Source organism: Streptomyces sp. NPDC002851, assembly GCF_053591935.1.
Genome location: NZ_JBSFUT010000008.1, coordinates 1 through 14,392, shown reverse-complemented (window position 1 = coordinate 14,392; position 14,392 = coordinate 1). Strand labels below are relative to the sequence as shown.

The following is a 14,392-nucleotide window of genomic DNA, read 5'->3' as shown; positions in this document are numbered from 1 at the left end:
CGTGAAAACGCCCGGTGCGGGCAGGGGACTTGGGTCGTGGGCAGGCGCCCGGTCAGCAGGCCTGACCGGTACGGGGCCGGGCCCGGCTGCTCCGCTTGCGGCGCACCGCGAGAGGCGTACGGCGGTCGAGCCGGGGCCGATGGCCCGCCTCCGCGTGCCCCGAGCCCGAGGCGTTTCTTGCGGCACCGGCGCCGGGGTGGCCGACGATCAGCCCCGAGCGGTAGAGCCCGTGGTCGATGCGGCGGGCCACGGCCGACTCCAGTTCCTCCCGGAGCGGTCCGTCGCGCAGCACGGCACCGGGACCGAGGAGCCTCTCGACCACAGCCAGCGCCCCGGCGACGTCTCCGTGGCCGAGCCGCTCCCGGACCGCCGGTAGTGCCTCCGGATTGCGGTGCACCGTGTCGATCGCCCGTAGACAGGGCAGCGGCGGACCGCCGAGCGCCGCCAGCAGCTCCTCCCGGCGCAGTTGGGCCGGGTCGTGATCGATGGCTGTCAGCACCCCGTCCCGCAGCGCGATCCGATGGACCTCGCCCCGGCACTCCACCCGGTGCGGATCGCCCGGACCGGCGGCGGGGTCGGCCGCGAGCGCCGAGCCGGACGTCGCCATCGAGCCGCACGTTGTCAATGCTGTGGCGACGAGTGGATGCAGCCGATCGGCCGTGACCAGCCCGGCCCGCAGCAGCTCCAGATCCGGCAGGACGCGGGCCGCCGCCTCCGGCAGCACCGGAAGTACCGCGACTTCCTGCGGCGGCAGTTCCTCCGACATCCTCCGGAACGTGGGGACATGACTGTCGTCGGGGGCGACGAGTTCGAGCACGGCACGGTCACGCGCACCGAGTCGTACGGTGAAGGCTCCGCGAGGGCGACCCTCGGCCCGCAACAGCAACTCGGCCTCGGTGGCCCAACTGGCCACCGCCCACGAGGAGTCGTGGCCAACAGAGGACGGAACCGGCTCGCCGGGTGCCCTGCCCGCCCCGCACCGCCGCGCCAGTTCCCCGCTCCGCCCGGCGTCCCAGAGATGCCGATGCAGGTCGAGCCGGAAACGCCGGTCGGGATGCGGGTGTGGATGGTGCGCGGGCGCGCTGTTCCTGGACTCCTCCCACAGGGACAGAGCCATCCGCTGTCCGGCGTCCGCCCAGGCCGGCGGCGTCCGCACCACCAGATGCAGCGCGGTGGCACCGGAACCCCGATAACGGGTCAGGGAGAGGGTGAGGCCGGGGCGGAGCCGCCCGTCGGGGGCGATCCGAGGCATGTGCCAACGCAGCAGATCCGGTGCCAACCGGCGCAGATCCGCACGGAGGCGGGTTGCGAGATCGGTGCCGTGGCGGTTGCGCACGGCGCGCAGATCGAGATCGACGTCGATCCAGGCGGCGGCGCAGGCCCCCGCCCAGTCACCGGCCACACGCCGTGCGGTCGCGGTCTCGTTCATGGACAGTGGCACGGCGTACTCGCGTACGCGCTGCCACATCAACAGTCGGGCCGGAATCCCGTTCGCGAAGTGATGTGCCATCAGCACTCACCTTGTGCGAACGAGTCCCCCAATCCGTACGAGGAGAAGTTCATCATCGTCAGCATCATAAACACCGCAGTCACGATCTGTCAGTCCAGTAGGCCGCGCCCGGTAGCGCTGATGCGCGCGTGTCGTCGACGTCGGAGACGAACACCGCGCACAGGGCCCGCAAGGCGTCATCGTATGGGTGACGGTCGAATGGGATCGGACCGAATGCCACATAGTCGCGGGTCTTGCGGTGCGGTTGCTCGAAGGCGTCCCAGGTCACGAGGTCGGCTGTCGCGGCGATCCGGGTAGTGAGCGGCCAGCATCCCCACGCACCGCATTCACAACCGAGAACGGGTGTCCTCGGCCCCATCGCGTTGGTGGAGCGTCCGAGGAAGTGGTCCTGCATCGGGCCGAACCGGAAGAACGTCCTGGGCCTCCGGGCCAACTTGTCATTCGGTCACGTTGTCGGTCTGATCTCGGCATGCAGGAGCATGTCCACGCGCTTGCCGCCGATCTCCTGATGGCTTCGCAGCAGCCCCTCGCGCTCAAATCCTGCGAGTTCAGCCGTGCGCAAGGAAGCCATATTCCATGGCTCTATGTAGAGCTCGATGCGATAGAGCTCCGGTATGGACCAGGCAAACCGTGTCAGCGCGGTGAGCGCGTGACTCGCGACCTTGCGACCCCGGGAGCGAGGCGCGACGGAGTATCCCGCTGTAGCCCGGCCCGCGGCGATGGGTGCGAGGTACAGACCAGCCGTCCCGAGCGCCTCATCGGTGTCCTTGTCCGCCACGCAGAAGGAGTAGCCAGTCCCGGTGCGGAGATGGCTGATCTGCCGCTCGATGTATGCGAGGGCTTCCTGGCGGCTGGCGTTGCCAGGCAGCGAGCCGGTCTTGGGCACGTATGCATCGGTCGACAGGTCCATGAGCATGCCCACATCGCGTTCCTCAAAGGCTCGGAGGCGTACGTTCCCGAATGACGGAGCGGCGGTCGGCATCACCAGCTGGGCAAGACTCACACAAGCAATCTTCCCGTAGACGGAGATCATCTTGACGCGGTGGTCGGTCGGCCCGCGTACGCCCCGTCGTCCTTGGTGAGGCCCCGCGATGACGTGCCCGCCCGGGAACCGCCAGGGCATTCAAACCCCGCCATCTTGAAGTCGCAGGTCATCGGGGTGGCATGGCGTCGTGTCGGGATACTCGCGCGGGGCGCGGGCGGCAGTCTGCGCACTTGATCGTCAGGCGGCGGTCAAGGCCGGTCTGTTCGTTTCCAGGTCGCGGAGGTGTACGGGTTCGTAGGCGCGCGGGATGACGGAGATCAACGAGGTCGCCGAACGCGTCGCGGCTCGCCGGCCGGAGCTCGATGAGGAGGAGAAACTCCTGGCCGAACGGCTTGATGCGGTCCGTGCCGAGCGCGAGGAACTCGTGGTGGCGATGCGCGTGTGGGAACGGATGTATGCCCAGCTGGACACGGAAAAGCCGTCGGCGCAGGCGGAAACGTTCAAGTGGGCGGGCGGGGCGTGCTGTTGGTCCCGCACCGTGAGCCGGGCGCGGGCGAGGACATCCTGCCACCGGACCACCAGCGGCTTATGAAGATCGTGCGGGATGCCGGTGGCCCGGCCCGGGTCAAGGACGTCGGCGTCGAGCTGGGCCTCGAGGTCGAGGTGACGGGTCGGCTGGAGCCGCTACGCGGCAAGTTGAGCAAGCTCGCCGGGCGGGGCTGGCTGCACAAACTGCCCGACGGGCGCTTCCAGATCACGCCGTAGGTACGGGGTCGTACCCGTAACTGGCGTGCCCTCGGCGATCGTTGGCTCGACGTGTGCCCGAAGAGGATCAACAAGCCTGCCGGGGACACCGGCTTCCCTGTCTACCAGTCCCGTCTGCCGGTGTCCCGGAAAACCAACGAACACTGCACCGGCCTGCTGAGCGTCACCTCACGAAGATCGGCTCGCGCTGGCGTGCCCTGCCGCCTGGGCAGAGCGCATACTGCCGCCCACGACCAGCACGAGCATCCCCCGACACGACGCCATGCCACCCCGATGACCTGCGACTTCAAAATGGCGGGGCTTCACTGATTCAGGTGCGCACGCATGGACAGGAGCCTATGACGGCCCCGGGGCATATACAGGAGCCGGGTCTGTGACGTGACGACGGGCGCGGGTTGAGCGGATCGTGACGTCCTTCTCGGCACGCGCGGCCCTGTCTCATCCTGCCTTCTGCGGCCTTGATCGTGCACATCTCGGGATTTGCTCGAGGAGCTGGCCGGTCCCTGGACGGCGCGGTGCGAGTCGGTTCTGCGGGAACGGCGAGGCCGCAACCGTCGGCGTGCGGGCCGGGGTCATCCCCAACCGCCGGTCGGGTCCAGCTCCTCGCCGTCGTCTTCGTCGTCCTCGTCGAAGGGATTGGCGAAGATCGACGACAGTGTTTCTTCGACCGGGTTGCCGACCTCGTCCTCAGTGAGGAGGATCCGGCGGAGCATGTTCAGCGGGTACAGGTAGCTTTCCGGATCGCCGGGAGCGCCGACGCAGGGGTGATCGAGCGCGGCGACCTTCCTGGCCGTGTTGAAGAACGGCTCAAGCTCCCCGGTAACGATGTCGGGGATGTACTTCCACACCATCTTTTGGTGGCGGCAGAACACCTCTCCCACGTACCAGATCGCGCCCTGGATGAAGGGCGTCATGCGCTGGTCGGTGACCTCCTCCATGCTGTTCGCGGTTTCCCGGATCAGATCGTCCAGGATTCCCAAGGAGGCCGGGGTGAAGTCCAGCGCGCCCGCGAACGAGGTCTGTTCGGCCCACCTTTCGTGGGCGTGCCGGCGCTCACCCAGCCACCTGAGCAGGTCGGGGTGCCGGGTCGGGTCGTACGTCTCGTCAGGTTCGGTCATGCCGTCGACGGTAGTAGACACCACTGACACCACCATTGCAGTGCTGCCAAGTTGACACCCGACTCGCTCAACAACCCTTTGTACGCGAGGCGTTGGGAGCCTCTAGTGTGTTGGCCGGACGGTCGGCGAAAGACTGACACGGGGCCCCAACCAGCTGCCCGCCCGCGCCACGTAAGTCCCGTGGCCCCATGACCAGGGACACGCATGAGAACACAGATACCCATCCGTACCCGGCTCCGGCGGCGCCTGGCTTCCTGCCTCGCGGTCGCCTCGGCGGCCGGGATGATGCTCGTCGGCTTCCCCGCCACCGCGAACGCAGCGCCCGGCGACTACGCCAAGGTCACGTCCGGCGGACGGTGCGACAAAATGCACCTCGGCAAGACGTTCCCCCGCACCCCGAACAACTCCGGAGCCCCCACCGGCCAGCACCATTGGACCAAGGGCGGTCCGGACGAAGAGTATTACTTCAACCTGGAGTTCAAGGGCTTCGAGAACGTTCCCGCACCCACCGCGGCCGACCTGGACAAGGTCGGCAACACCGACGCGGACGTCAAGAAGTGGGATGCGGCCTACCGGGCGTCGAAGAACCCGGAGGACATGAAGCGCGCGATCTGGGCGCGCTACGCCCGCTACGCCGAGGACAAGCCGTCCCCGAAGGCATTCAAAAAGTGGGTGCCGCAGAACCTGATCGGCGCCCAGCACTCCCGGGAGAAGGGCGGCGTTTTCGAGCGGAAGACCGTCCAGAACTTCAACCTCGTCGGCCCGGACTGGCTGTGCGAAGTGAAGGTCGAGATCTTCGACAAGGACGGCAACAAGATCGCCTCCCGGCGTTACGACGCCTACAACCAGCGCACCGGCGACCTGGGCGAGTTCAAGGCCGACGGCAAGCGGAAGACCGGCCAGTTCAAGAACGACAAGATCATCCTTCGCCACAAGGACGCGAAGTACGACTTCACGAAGTCGAAGTTCACCATGTTCGCCGGGGAGAAGCCCAACGGGGCCACCACCAAGGAGTACAAGGCGGAGAACGCCAAGCTCCGCGCCGAACGAGGGTCGGGCAACAACCCGATCCGGATCGCGGAGCGGCGGGCGACGGCGAAGGGGCTGTGGCCGCAGACGAAGTACACCAAGTCCTACCCGGTGTTCAATCCGCGGCCGAACACCGGCACCCAGGGCCCGATCAACTCCATCGCCTACGGCTCCGGGAAGAACCCGGCGCAGGCGCGGCAGATCCAGAACCAGCACAACCAGATGAACACCCGCGGTGTCCTCGGCCGCGGCCCCGGCGGCGTCGACTTCTCCACCTTGGAGCTCCAGTACGTCGGCAGCCCCGTCAAGGGCGAGGGGCTGGACTACAGCATGAAGGCCGACTTCATGCCCGACGAGGACAACAATCCCGGCTGGGGTGGGCAAGCGAAACTTGAGCTGGCCTCGGACGCCCTGTTCACGTGGCTGGCCCTCACCCCCGACAGGCAGTGGGTGAACCTGAATCCGGATCAGCCGGACAAGATCATGGATAAGGGGTTCGGGGAGACCGACGCCGGACGCGTCCTCCTCGAAGCCGACATGGAGATGAAGCGGGACTTCTCCCGCGCCATGGACCCCAAGAAGTCCCCCGGCAAAGAGTTCATGAACGCCACCCCCAAGGTTGACGGGGTGCCGTGCTGGGGATCCGGCCGCAACTGGATCGTTCCCGGCCGGGCGAAGGTCCGCGAGCAGGACGGCGGCATCTACATCCTCGACGCCCCGCTCAAGGTCAACCACGCGGCGATGGACTTCGACACCCCCGTGCAGGGCGAGGACTGTTCGAAGAAGCTCACCAAGGCGGAGAAGGAGCGCAGCCACCGGCTGATCACCCGCTACCTCGTTCCGCACGTTGAGAAGCAGATCAACACCGAGAAGAAGTACGCCGACCTGCGCCGCGTCTACAAGTCCCGGGTAGCCGCCGAGTGGATCCGGCAGCAGGACGCCAAGAAGGCCACCGACTTCCGGCCCATCATCAACAGCAACAATCTCAAGCGGTGGCCGCTGCGGGGTGAGAACGCCGACTGGGACAAGCGCACCGTATGGAAGGAGATGGAGAAGTCCTTCACCAAGGGCGACTTCACGTACGAATGGCCCCTCGGCGACGGACGCGTCTACACCTTCTTCGTCGGCGGCGTCGACTTCTCCAAGGCCCCCAAGCGCAACATCACCCCCGTGGAATTCCAGCTCCAACACCGGCGCCTTCCCCAGACCACGAAGGACAGCGTGCGGGCGCAGACCTCCGCGCGGGATGCCGATGTGACGTTCCTCGGTGGGAACGGGGCCGCGAAGACCGACGACGGCAAGCCCGACCCCACCCCCACGCCGACCCCCACGGACACGGGGAAGCCGACGCCGACCGACGCCCCGTCGACTCCGGCGCCGGATCCCACCACCCCGGGCCCCGGTGACACCGGCAAGCCCACCCAGCCCCCGGCGAAGGACCCTGACGGCGACCTCGCCGACACCGGATCGGATACCCCGGTCGGCCTGATCAGCGCCATCGCCGCCGCCGCCGTCGCGGCAGGCGGAGCGCTGACGTGGTGGATGCGCCGCCGTAAGGCGGACACCACCACCAGCTGAGTTCAACCCGTAGCTACAGCTACGCGAAGAGGCCCCCTCCCTGCTGCTTACGCTGGGGAGGGGGCCTCTCGCATGCTCAGGGCCGCCGCGGCCCGGTCAGTTGTCCTCTCCGGTGGTGACGCAGTCCAGAACTTCCCGCCGCGGCCGGCGGATGGTCGAGCCGGGGAACACGTGGGCCCTACATGCCATGGAGGCGTGTAGGGCGGCAGTGGCCTCGGCGTTGCGGTCCTCGGTTGCCTCACGCGGCGCCGGCCGAGCTGCACGGGGTGGGTCGGCCCACCGTCACCCGCGCGATCCACGAGGTCCGTCCCCTGCTGGCGCTGCGTGGCCTTGCCGTCCCGCAGCGGCCCGGCGTGCGGCTGCGGACCCTGGCCGACGTCTTCGCCTACGCCGAGGCCGAGGGCGTGAACCTCCGTATCGACGGCACCGAGGTGCAAGTACAGCGGCCCATGGCCGGACGGGCGGGCCGCAAGGCGTTCGTATCCGGCAGAGGAAGCAGAACACCGCCAATACCACCACCACCAGCGACGGCTCCGGGCGACTGCTGACGGCCGAGTGCACCGACCCCGCCCGCGCCACCGACCTTCTGCGCGCCCTGCTGGTCCTCTCGAACCACGAAGTCACACCCTGACAGACGATCAAGAGCGCAGACTCCGCCCACGACCAGCACGAGCATCCCGACACGACGCCGTGCCACCCCGATGACCTGCGACTTCAAGATGGCGGGGCTTCAATGAACAGGCTTCGAACTCCGCACCGCAGGAACACGACGCCGGACCCCGAGAGACTTCGACGGCCTCACACTCGTCGCCTTCCAAAGGGATGGCAAAGAAAGGGCAATGCCGCGATAGAAGAGCAGGTCAGGAAGTGTGGTCTCCGCGCGAGCGGAGGTGAACCTGAGGTGGGGTGGGACGGCCGGATTCGAACCGGCGTCCTCACAGTTTTGGAGACCGGCGCGACGACCACTGCGCTACGCCCCACCTTGACGCGTGAGTTTAGCTGCCCGAGGCCGGGGACTGAACTGGCGGGTAGAGCACCGCGGTTGTCAGTGGCTCGTGGTGGACTGGGGCTCGCCAAACTGGCTGACACTGCACGCCTTCTTCCCCGGTGGAGAAGAGCTGGGCCTGGTCCGGCGAACCGGCCCCGCCCGAGCTCGTGAAGTCAGCGGTGTCCCGGCCAACGAGGCATCCCGCAGACTCGGTTGCGGCGCCAAGCCGCTGAAGCCGCCGACGGGCAAGGTGTATCGCGAGCCCCAGCCGGTGGCCCCGAACAAAGCAGCGGCTACCCCCTGCAATTGGATGGCTCACGCGGATCTGCCCACACGGGCGCGGGTCTCGGTCAGTGGTACCCGGGCCTCGCACGCCGTACGGTGCGATCTCCACTGGGGCGCAAAGTCCCGCTATCCGAAAGTGATGTTGGGTGCCTGGTACGGGGACTGGGGAAAACGTCTCCGGTACGACGGCGAGGGGCGACGCCTGCCCGGCACGGTGACGGCCCGATGCAGGGGCGAGGCGGTCACCTTCAAGGCGACAGCGACGCGATCGCCTCCGGCGTCACGGCGAAGCAGCTGCGGACCCTGACCGAGTCGTTCGCTGGTGAGCAGCTCAGGCAGCGGGGTTGCTGAAGCATGCCGCTCCGCTGCCTACAGCGGGTCTCGCCCTCGAGACGATGCGCCAGGCGGGAGTCGCAGGCATGGGTTGCTGGCTGGCCGGGGCGTGGTGTGGCTGCTCGGTGATGTCGAAGGGGATTGGGGTGAGCGGCCATCTCCTTCAAGCCGGGAGATGACGGCACCGGCATCGCCCCTTCGGCGGGCAAACCCGAATAGCGTCGTCTGACAATTCACTCTCCGGTGTGGCGTCGCCCAAGTGGCGCGTCATGCCCTTCTGTGTGTGGGCATGCCCCACGTCGTGAAGATTCCAATGCGCTTGCTTTTGGCGGGAGTTATGGCCATCAGTGTGCTCACCGCCGCTTCTCCGGCCCACGCCGAGAGCATCAGCTTCCGGCTCCGTTCCGCTGTCGCGGCACTCCCTGTGGCCGACGAGGACCGCACCGGCTACGACCGGGATCTGTTCCGTCACTGGATCGACGCCGATCACGACGGCTGCAGCACACGATCCGAGGTACTTCTGGAGGAAGCCGTCGAGGCCCCGACCGTCACCGGCCGCTGCACCCTCAACGGCGGCCGCTGGTACAGCTGGTACGACGACACCTACGTCGACCACGCCCGAGCCCTGGACATCGACCACCTCGTATCCGTACCTGCGACGGCCTGAGTCAGCATTTCTGCAGTTCAAAGCGTCAGCGACATACCGCCGACCTTCCACTGAGTCTGATGGGACAGGTTACGGATTACCTGTCACGGTCAGTCCGTGTCCGTGGCGGCCAGGACCGCGAGCCGTCGATACCCCGGGGCAACAGCGACCAGCCCTATGTCCCAGGCAACGCGCTCGAACCACTTCGTGGCGGCCCCGAAGCTGTACCAGCCGCATGCCTGGGCCTCCCGCTCCACCTCACCGGGCGGTGCCTCAGCGGTTGCGCCGGACAGGGCAGCGAGGGACCGCCAGGCGGCAAGTCGCCCGTATGCGCCGTACTCGCCATGGTTGTACGCCCCGCCTGTCGATGCCGCCGCGAAGAGCATGCGCCAAACGTGATCCGGCTGACAGGAGGAGAGCGCGAAGCGTTTGCGCGGACCCACCCCTCTCAGGCACTCCAGGCCCAGCGTCACCAGCAGGTCGGGAAGACCGCCCGTCTCGACCGGCTCGGCAAGGTCGTACGTTCTGGCCTCGATGCGCCCGTTGGACTCATCGACCCAGTTGCCCACAGCCGCAGCGACAGCCGAGCTGAATGTCTCCGTTGTCGTCTCGGTCGCCGAGGGAACGTGCGTGACGCTGCTCAGCGTGACGCCGGAGCCGTCCTGCGGCCCGTAGGGCATCGAGTAGCTGCCCCCGCCCACTGAGTAACTCGGCAGGGGCGGCGTCTCCTCAAGTGCGGAGAGTTCCAGCGGCAGCCATCCGAGCGGATGATGGCGCCAGTGCGGTGACCTGGCCCACCCCTCGATTTCCGGCATCTCCCCGAGCGTCACGCCTCTGAGCACCAGCTCGTGGACGAGGCACATCCGGAGCTCCTCCGAGGCGCCGACACGTGAGCTGCCGCCCGCGAAGACCGTGGTCAGGTTCTCCGGGGTCTGGCCCGCAGCAAGCAGTGACGCCGCGTACCGGGCCAGCTTCCGATGGGTGGACGCGGCGGTGGACACGAGCCGCAACGCCTGCTCGACATGTTCCTGACCTGGGGTGGTGGTCAGTAGACGTAGGCAACGATCGAGAACGCTGCGGTACTGCCAGACCTGAGCAGCGGAGGAACCGTACCGGTTCGCCAAAGCGATGCCGAGGTCGGCCACGAACGCGGAATCGCCCTTGGCAAGGCTTCGCTCGGCCGTGTCCCACACATTGGTAACGCTCTTCAGGTCGGGCAGTTGCGTAACGATCTTCTGTATCCGGTCGCTCACGTCGTGAGCCTAAAGGAGGGCTGATCGGAGGGTCATGCACTTTTTGCGGCCTAGGTCGGCCTCGTAGCGGGCCAGACGCCTGCGCAGGTCGAGGTTCTCGCCGTGGGCCGCCTCCAGGGCCTTGCGAAGCCTCTCGACCTCTGCGTGGTAAGCCTGCTGCTGTCGCGTGAGGCGGGCGCTCAGCGCCCTTACGGCGGCTGAGGTCGAGGAGTCGCCTGGAGGATCCTCCGGCGCCGCCGGGGCCGCCCCGCCGTTGGCGCGGTGTCGTTCGATCCGGTGCGTTCATGCCGCAGGCGCCCGACGTGGTACGGCGCGTGGTAGATGACCACGCGCCTGCTGTGGAGCACGTCGGCGAGCCGGTCGACGATGCTGGAGAAGGACGGGGCGCCGGCGACGTCCCGGTCCCCGATGCCGTGCACGGAACTGGAGATCCGACGGGTTCCCGTACAGCTTCCGTACGTACGTATCCGCTGTTTGTGCTGGCTGCAGCGCTATGGGCGTGGTCCACACGATCGTGTGAGGTTCTCACTGTTACTGGCAGATTCCTGGAGATCGGCCCGTAATTTGCTGGCTCGTGGCGGATTCCGGGACACGTCGCTTCTCACTCATCGCGGGAGAGAAGGGCACGGGTGTACAGGACGAACCCCGGCAGGAAGCCGGGCTCGCCGACGTGCTCACGCTGCAACGGCAGGCGTTCGAGACGTCCACGCCGGCGGATGAAAGGGCCCTGTTCCAGGACACGCTCGCCGAGTACTGCTGGGCGAGGGACGTGGCGGGGCTGTCGGCGAAGACGCTTCAGACGCTGGTGGCGCCGGTGCTGGAGGTCTGCTCGTTCTACGACGTCGTGCCCTGGCGGCTGACCTCGCGGGACCTGGACCGGTACTTCGCCGGGCCGGGCAAGCCGGGCCGGCACGCGACCATGCGGTCGAAGCTGACGAAGATCGACAGCTACTTCGCCTTCCTCGAACAGCGCTACGCGGGCGAGATCCTGCGGCGGTTCGGGGCCGCGGTGGAGTCGCCAATCGACCCGTTCAACCGGCCCCGGCACCGCGGCGACTTCGGGCTGAGGATCCCGCCGTCCGCGCGGGCGATGAAGGAGTTCTTCGCCTCCTGGCGGGACGCACTGCCGACCGAGCGGAAGTATCCGGTCGCCGCCAGGAACTACGTGATGTCCAAGCTCACCTACATCTCTGGAGTGCGGGCCTCTGAACTCTGCGCGGTGCGGATCGGCGACGTCCACTGGGAGAACGGCCAGTGGGGCCGCTTCCTCGTCCACGGCAAGGGCGCCAACGGCTCGGGACCGCGCGAACGCGAGGCGTTTCTGTTCCAGGACGGCCGTGAACTTCTGTGGTGGTACGTCGAGGAGATCCGCGGCGAGTTCCGCGACGACGCGAGCGATCCGCACGCCCCGTTGTTCCCCTCCGAGCGATTGCCGAAGGCGATCGCCGTGCTGAACATGCCGATCGCCCCGGCGGTGCTGCCGGACACCTTCCGCCGGGCCTTGAAGACCGCCTCCCAGCAGCACCTGAAGGGGTCGGTCACCGAGTTGTTCCCGCACCTGCTGCGGCACGCTTGCGCGACCCACAACTACGAGTCGGGCATGCCGTTGTGGGACGTGCAGGTCTTGTTGGGCCATACCTGGGCGACAACAACGGTCGGGTATCTCGCGACCGCCAAAGGCGACCCGGAACGGCAGAGCCTGGAGTCCTCCCGGCGAGCGGTTCGCCGGCTGAGCATGGAGTCGTGATCCGATGAAGTGGAACCTGCGCTGGGTCGCCGCCCGGCGTGACATCTGGCGCCCCACCCAGTTGCAGGCCGCCTTCGCCGAGGTGGGTTTCACGCCCTCGCTGAGCAAGGTCGCCGCCTTGTGGTCGAACAAGCCGATCACCGTCCGCCTCGACGACCTCGACATGATCTGCACCGCGCTGGACTGCACGGTCGCGGACCTGATGGAGGCCGAACCGGTCGAGGTGGCCGACGGCGGCCGCGAAACCGAACGGCGGGCCGCCGCAGGCGGCGCCGAGGCCGGGCCGAACGGCCCGGCACGGCCGGTCCCCAAGCCGGGCAGCAACGGCCGACGCCGCTCGATGCCGCCGAACTGACCGGGGGACGATGCGATGGCACGGCGGCAACGGCCCCCGGCCGGCTCCTGCGAGTACTGCGCGAGCTGGGGCGAGGTGACCATGCACTGGCTCTGCCCGCCCTGCGGGCGACTGCGGATCTGGGTGAACAACGGCACCCACGGCCGCTACCTGGGCACCTGCCGCCGCTGCGGCTACCCTCAGCCGGTCGCCCAGGACGGCACCTGCCGGGCCTGTCTGCTGGCTGTTCGCGCGGGCCAGGACGAGGACTGGATGTGGTCCGAGGTCCGCCGCGGCTACCTGCCGCCGGGCAGGCCCCGGCAGCTGACCTTCTCCCTGGCCGGCGTCACCCCGCCCGAGGCGAACCCGCTGCGGAGACACGACCAACCGATGGCGAGGCAGAAGATCCCGCCATGGGTGAGGGAGTTGTGTCCGTCGCCGGTGCGGGACGACCCGCGGATCTGCCCACCACAGATGCCCGGACAACTCGGACTGTTCCCCGCACCGCGGCGGACCTTCACGAAGTACGACGGCGGGCGCATCCACGACCGCGAGATCCCCGATCTCCCGCACGTAATCGACGAGTTGAGGAAGATCGCCGACGAGCGGGGTGTCACGGCCGCGTCCTGGTCCCGGATGACCTGGAACCTTGCCCGGCTCGCGCTGGCCGCCCGCGAGCCCGGCGAACGGCAGGTCCGCCCGGAGCTGGTCCAGCAGCTGCCGACCATGCAGCCCACCGTCGGCGAGGCATTGCGGCGGGCCGGGCTGCTGGCGCCCAAACGGCCCCGGCTCGTTCCGGCCGACGAACTCGACTACGGCAGCTGCGGACACTGCTTCGCCTGGGCCAACGATGGGCTCACGGTCTGCCTGGGCTGTCGCCACTGGTCCTACCTGCACCGCGGCACTGGCGAATGCCGCCGTTGTCACCGCGGCCTTCCGATCGCCGAGTCCGACGGCCTCTGCCGGTTCTGCCGGGTGGTGACCATGGAGAGCGAGATCGACTTCGCCGGGATCGCCCTGGCCGGCGGCGATCAGTTGTGGCTCGGTCGGGAGGCTGCCCCGCAGCTGCGGACGCTCGAAGCCCGCTACCCGGGAACCCGCCGCAAGGGCCGCTTCGAGTCCAAGCGCAAGCTCGCGCAGGCCGCCGAGAGAGCGGCCCGCCCCGTCTCCACCCAGCTCGTCGACCCCGGGCAGCTGGAGCTGTTCCCCACCCCGCCACGGGACTGGGGACGGCTCGACGAAGCCGAACTTCCCGCGCTCACCGCGAAGGCGGAGGCGGTGATGGCCGACTTCGTCACCTACATCGAGCAACGCGGCTGGACAGTGGCGCAGATGAGCGGCAGCACCCGCACCCTGCGGGTCCTGGTCGCCCACCTCGGAGCCGACGCACCGATCCACGAGAAGGACGTGAGGTTGGTGGCCTCCCTCAGCTCGAACCACCAAGGCGCCCGCGTCGTCAACTACCTGCGACGCCGCGGCCTCCTGGCTGCCGAGGAGCCGGTCGACGGGCAGATCGCCGCGGCCCGCAGGATCGCGGACCGGCTGCCCAAGGCGTTCGGCGACGCAGTGCACGCCTGGATCGACGTGCTGACCGGCCAGGGGAGCAAGCCGAGCCTGCCCCGCAGCTCGGAGACCATCAACCGATACGTCCGCGACGTGGCCCCCACCCTGCGGGCCTGGGAGGCGGCCGGCATCGGCGACCCACGGGAGATCACGAAGAAGCACGTCGAGGACGTCCTGCACACCGGCCGCGCCGCCTTCGACGCCGCCCTCAACACCGTCAACGTCGGCAAGTTCAACCTCTGCACCGCCTCGATCGGT

General features: G+C 68.2%; 11 protein-coding genes, 1 tRNA gene and 2 pseudogenes. 8 read left to right on the top strand and 6 right to left on the bottom strand.

Annotated features, from left to right (window positions below):
• Positions 1-52 precede the first annotated feature (52 nt).
• The 3 genes from ACWD10_RS10985 to ACWD10_RS10975 form a co-directional block, all read right to left on the bottom strand.
• On the bottom strand, positions 53-1,510 hold the full coding sequence (locus ACWD10_RS10985) for a hypothetical protein (RefSeq protein ID WP_451089305.1): 1,458 nt from the start codon (positions 1,508-1,510) through the stop codon (positions 53-55).
• A gap of 79 nt (positions 1,511-1,589) precedes the next feature.
• Positions 1,590-1,904 carry a hypothetical protein gene (locus tag ACWD10_RS10980; protein WP_451089303.1) on the bottom strand — a complete coding sequence of 105 codons (315 nt, stop codon included), beginning with the start codon at positions 1,902-1,904 and terminating at the stop codon, positions 1,590-1,592.
• A gap of 51 nt (positions 1,905-1,955) precedes the next feature.
• On the bottom strand, positions 1,956-2,543 hold the full coding sequence (locus tag ACWD10_RS10975; protein WP_451089301.1) for a GNAT family N-acetyltransferase: 588 nt from the start codon (positions 2,541-2,543) through the stop codon (positions 1,956-1,958).
• 259 nt (positions 2,544-2,802) lie between these two features.
• On the opposite strand from ACWD10_RS10975, the gene ACWD10_RS10970 reads away from it, so the two are divergent.
• Together ACWD10_RS10970 and ACWD10_RS10965 are read left to right on the top strand one after the other, a co-directional pair.
• Complete coding sequence (locus tag ACWD10_RS10970; protein ID WP_451089299.1) at positions 2,803-3,087, top strand: hypothetical protein; 285 nt, start codon at positions 2,803-2,805, stop codon at positions 3,085-3,087.
• Positions 3,084-3,260: a hypothetical protein gene (locus tag ACWD10_RS10965; protein WP_451089297.1), complete on the top strand. Its 177-nt coding sequence runs from the start codon at positions 3,084-3,086 to the stop codon at positions 3,258-3,260. The genes ACWD10_RS10970 and ACWD10_RS10965 overlap by 4 nt, the downstream gene beginning before the upstream one ends.
• Positions 3,261-3,832: 572 nt before the next feature.
• Here the strand turns inward: ACWD10_RS10965 and ACWD10_RS10960 are convergent.
• On the bottom strand, positions 3,833-4,378 hold the full coding sequence (locus tag ACWD10_RS10960; protein ID WP_451089296.1) for a hypothetical protein: 546 nt from the start codon (positions 4,376-4,378) through the stop codon (positions 3,833-3,835).
• Between the two features lie 204 nt (positions 4,379-4,582).
• Between ACWD10_RS10960 and ACWD10_RS10955 the strand changes: the two genes are divergently transcribed.
• The gene (locus tag ACWD10_RS10955) at positions 4,583-6,985 is read left to right on the top strand and encodes a hypothetical protein (protein WP_451089294.1); all 2,403 of its coding nucleotides are present in this window, start codon (positions 4,583-4,585) and stop codon (positions 6,983-6,985) included.
• A gap of 257 nt (positions 6,986-7,242) precedes the next feature.
• Positions 7,243-7,497 (top strand): annotated as a pseudogene (locus ACWD10_RS10950) (transposase family protein); the annotation flags it as partial.
• Positions 7,498-7,891: 394 nt separating this feature from the next.
• Here the strand turns inward: ACWD10_RS10950 and ACWD10_RS10945 are convergent.
• Positions 7,892-7,965, bottom strand: a tRNA-Trp gene (locus ACWD10_RS10945).
• Between the two features lie 963 nt (positions 7,966-8,928).
• On the opposite strand from ACWD10_RS10945, the gene ACWD10_RS10940 reads away from it, so the two are divergent.
• On the top strand, positions 8,929-9,258 hold the full coding sequence (locus tag ACWD10_RS10940) for a hypothetical protein (protein ID WP_451089292.1): 330 nt from the start codon (positions 8,929-8,931) through the stop codon (positions 9,256-9,258).
• Positions 9,259-9,347: 89 nt separating this feature from the next.
• On the opposite strand, the gene ACWD10_RS10935 is transcribed toward ACWD10_RS10940, so the two are convergent.
• Positions 9,348-10,490: a DUF6183 family protein gene (locus ACWD10_RS10935; RefSeq protein WP_451089290.1), complete on the bottom strand. Its 1,143-nt coding sequence runs from the start codon at positions 10,488-10,490 to the stop codon at positions 9,348-9,350.
• 607 nt (positions 10,491-11,097) lie between these two features.
• On the opposite strand from ACWD10_RS10935, the gene ACWD10_RS10930 reads away from it, so the two are divergent.
• The 3 genes and pseudogenes from ACWD10_RS10930 to ACWD10_RS10920 form a co-directional block, all read left to right on the top strand.
• A complete protein-coding gene (locus ACWD10_RS10930) occupies positions 11,098-12,237 on the top strand; it encodes a tyrosine-type recombinase/integrase (protein ID WP_451089677.1) in 1,140 nt (379 codons plus the stop codon).
• 4 nt (positions 12,238-12,241) lie between these two features.
• Positions 12,242-12,592, top strand: coding sequence for a helix-turn-helix domain-containing protein (locus ACWD10_RS10925; RefSeq protein ID WP_451089288.1), 351 nt, complete (start codon positions 12,242-12,244; stop codon positions 12,590-12,592).
• Between the two features lie 15 nt (positions 12,593-12,607).
• A pseudogene (locus tag ACWD10_RS10920) lies at positions 12,608-14,392 on the top strand (hypothetical protein); the annotation flags it as partial.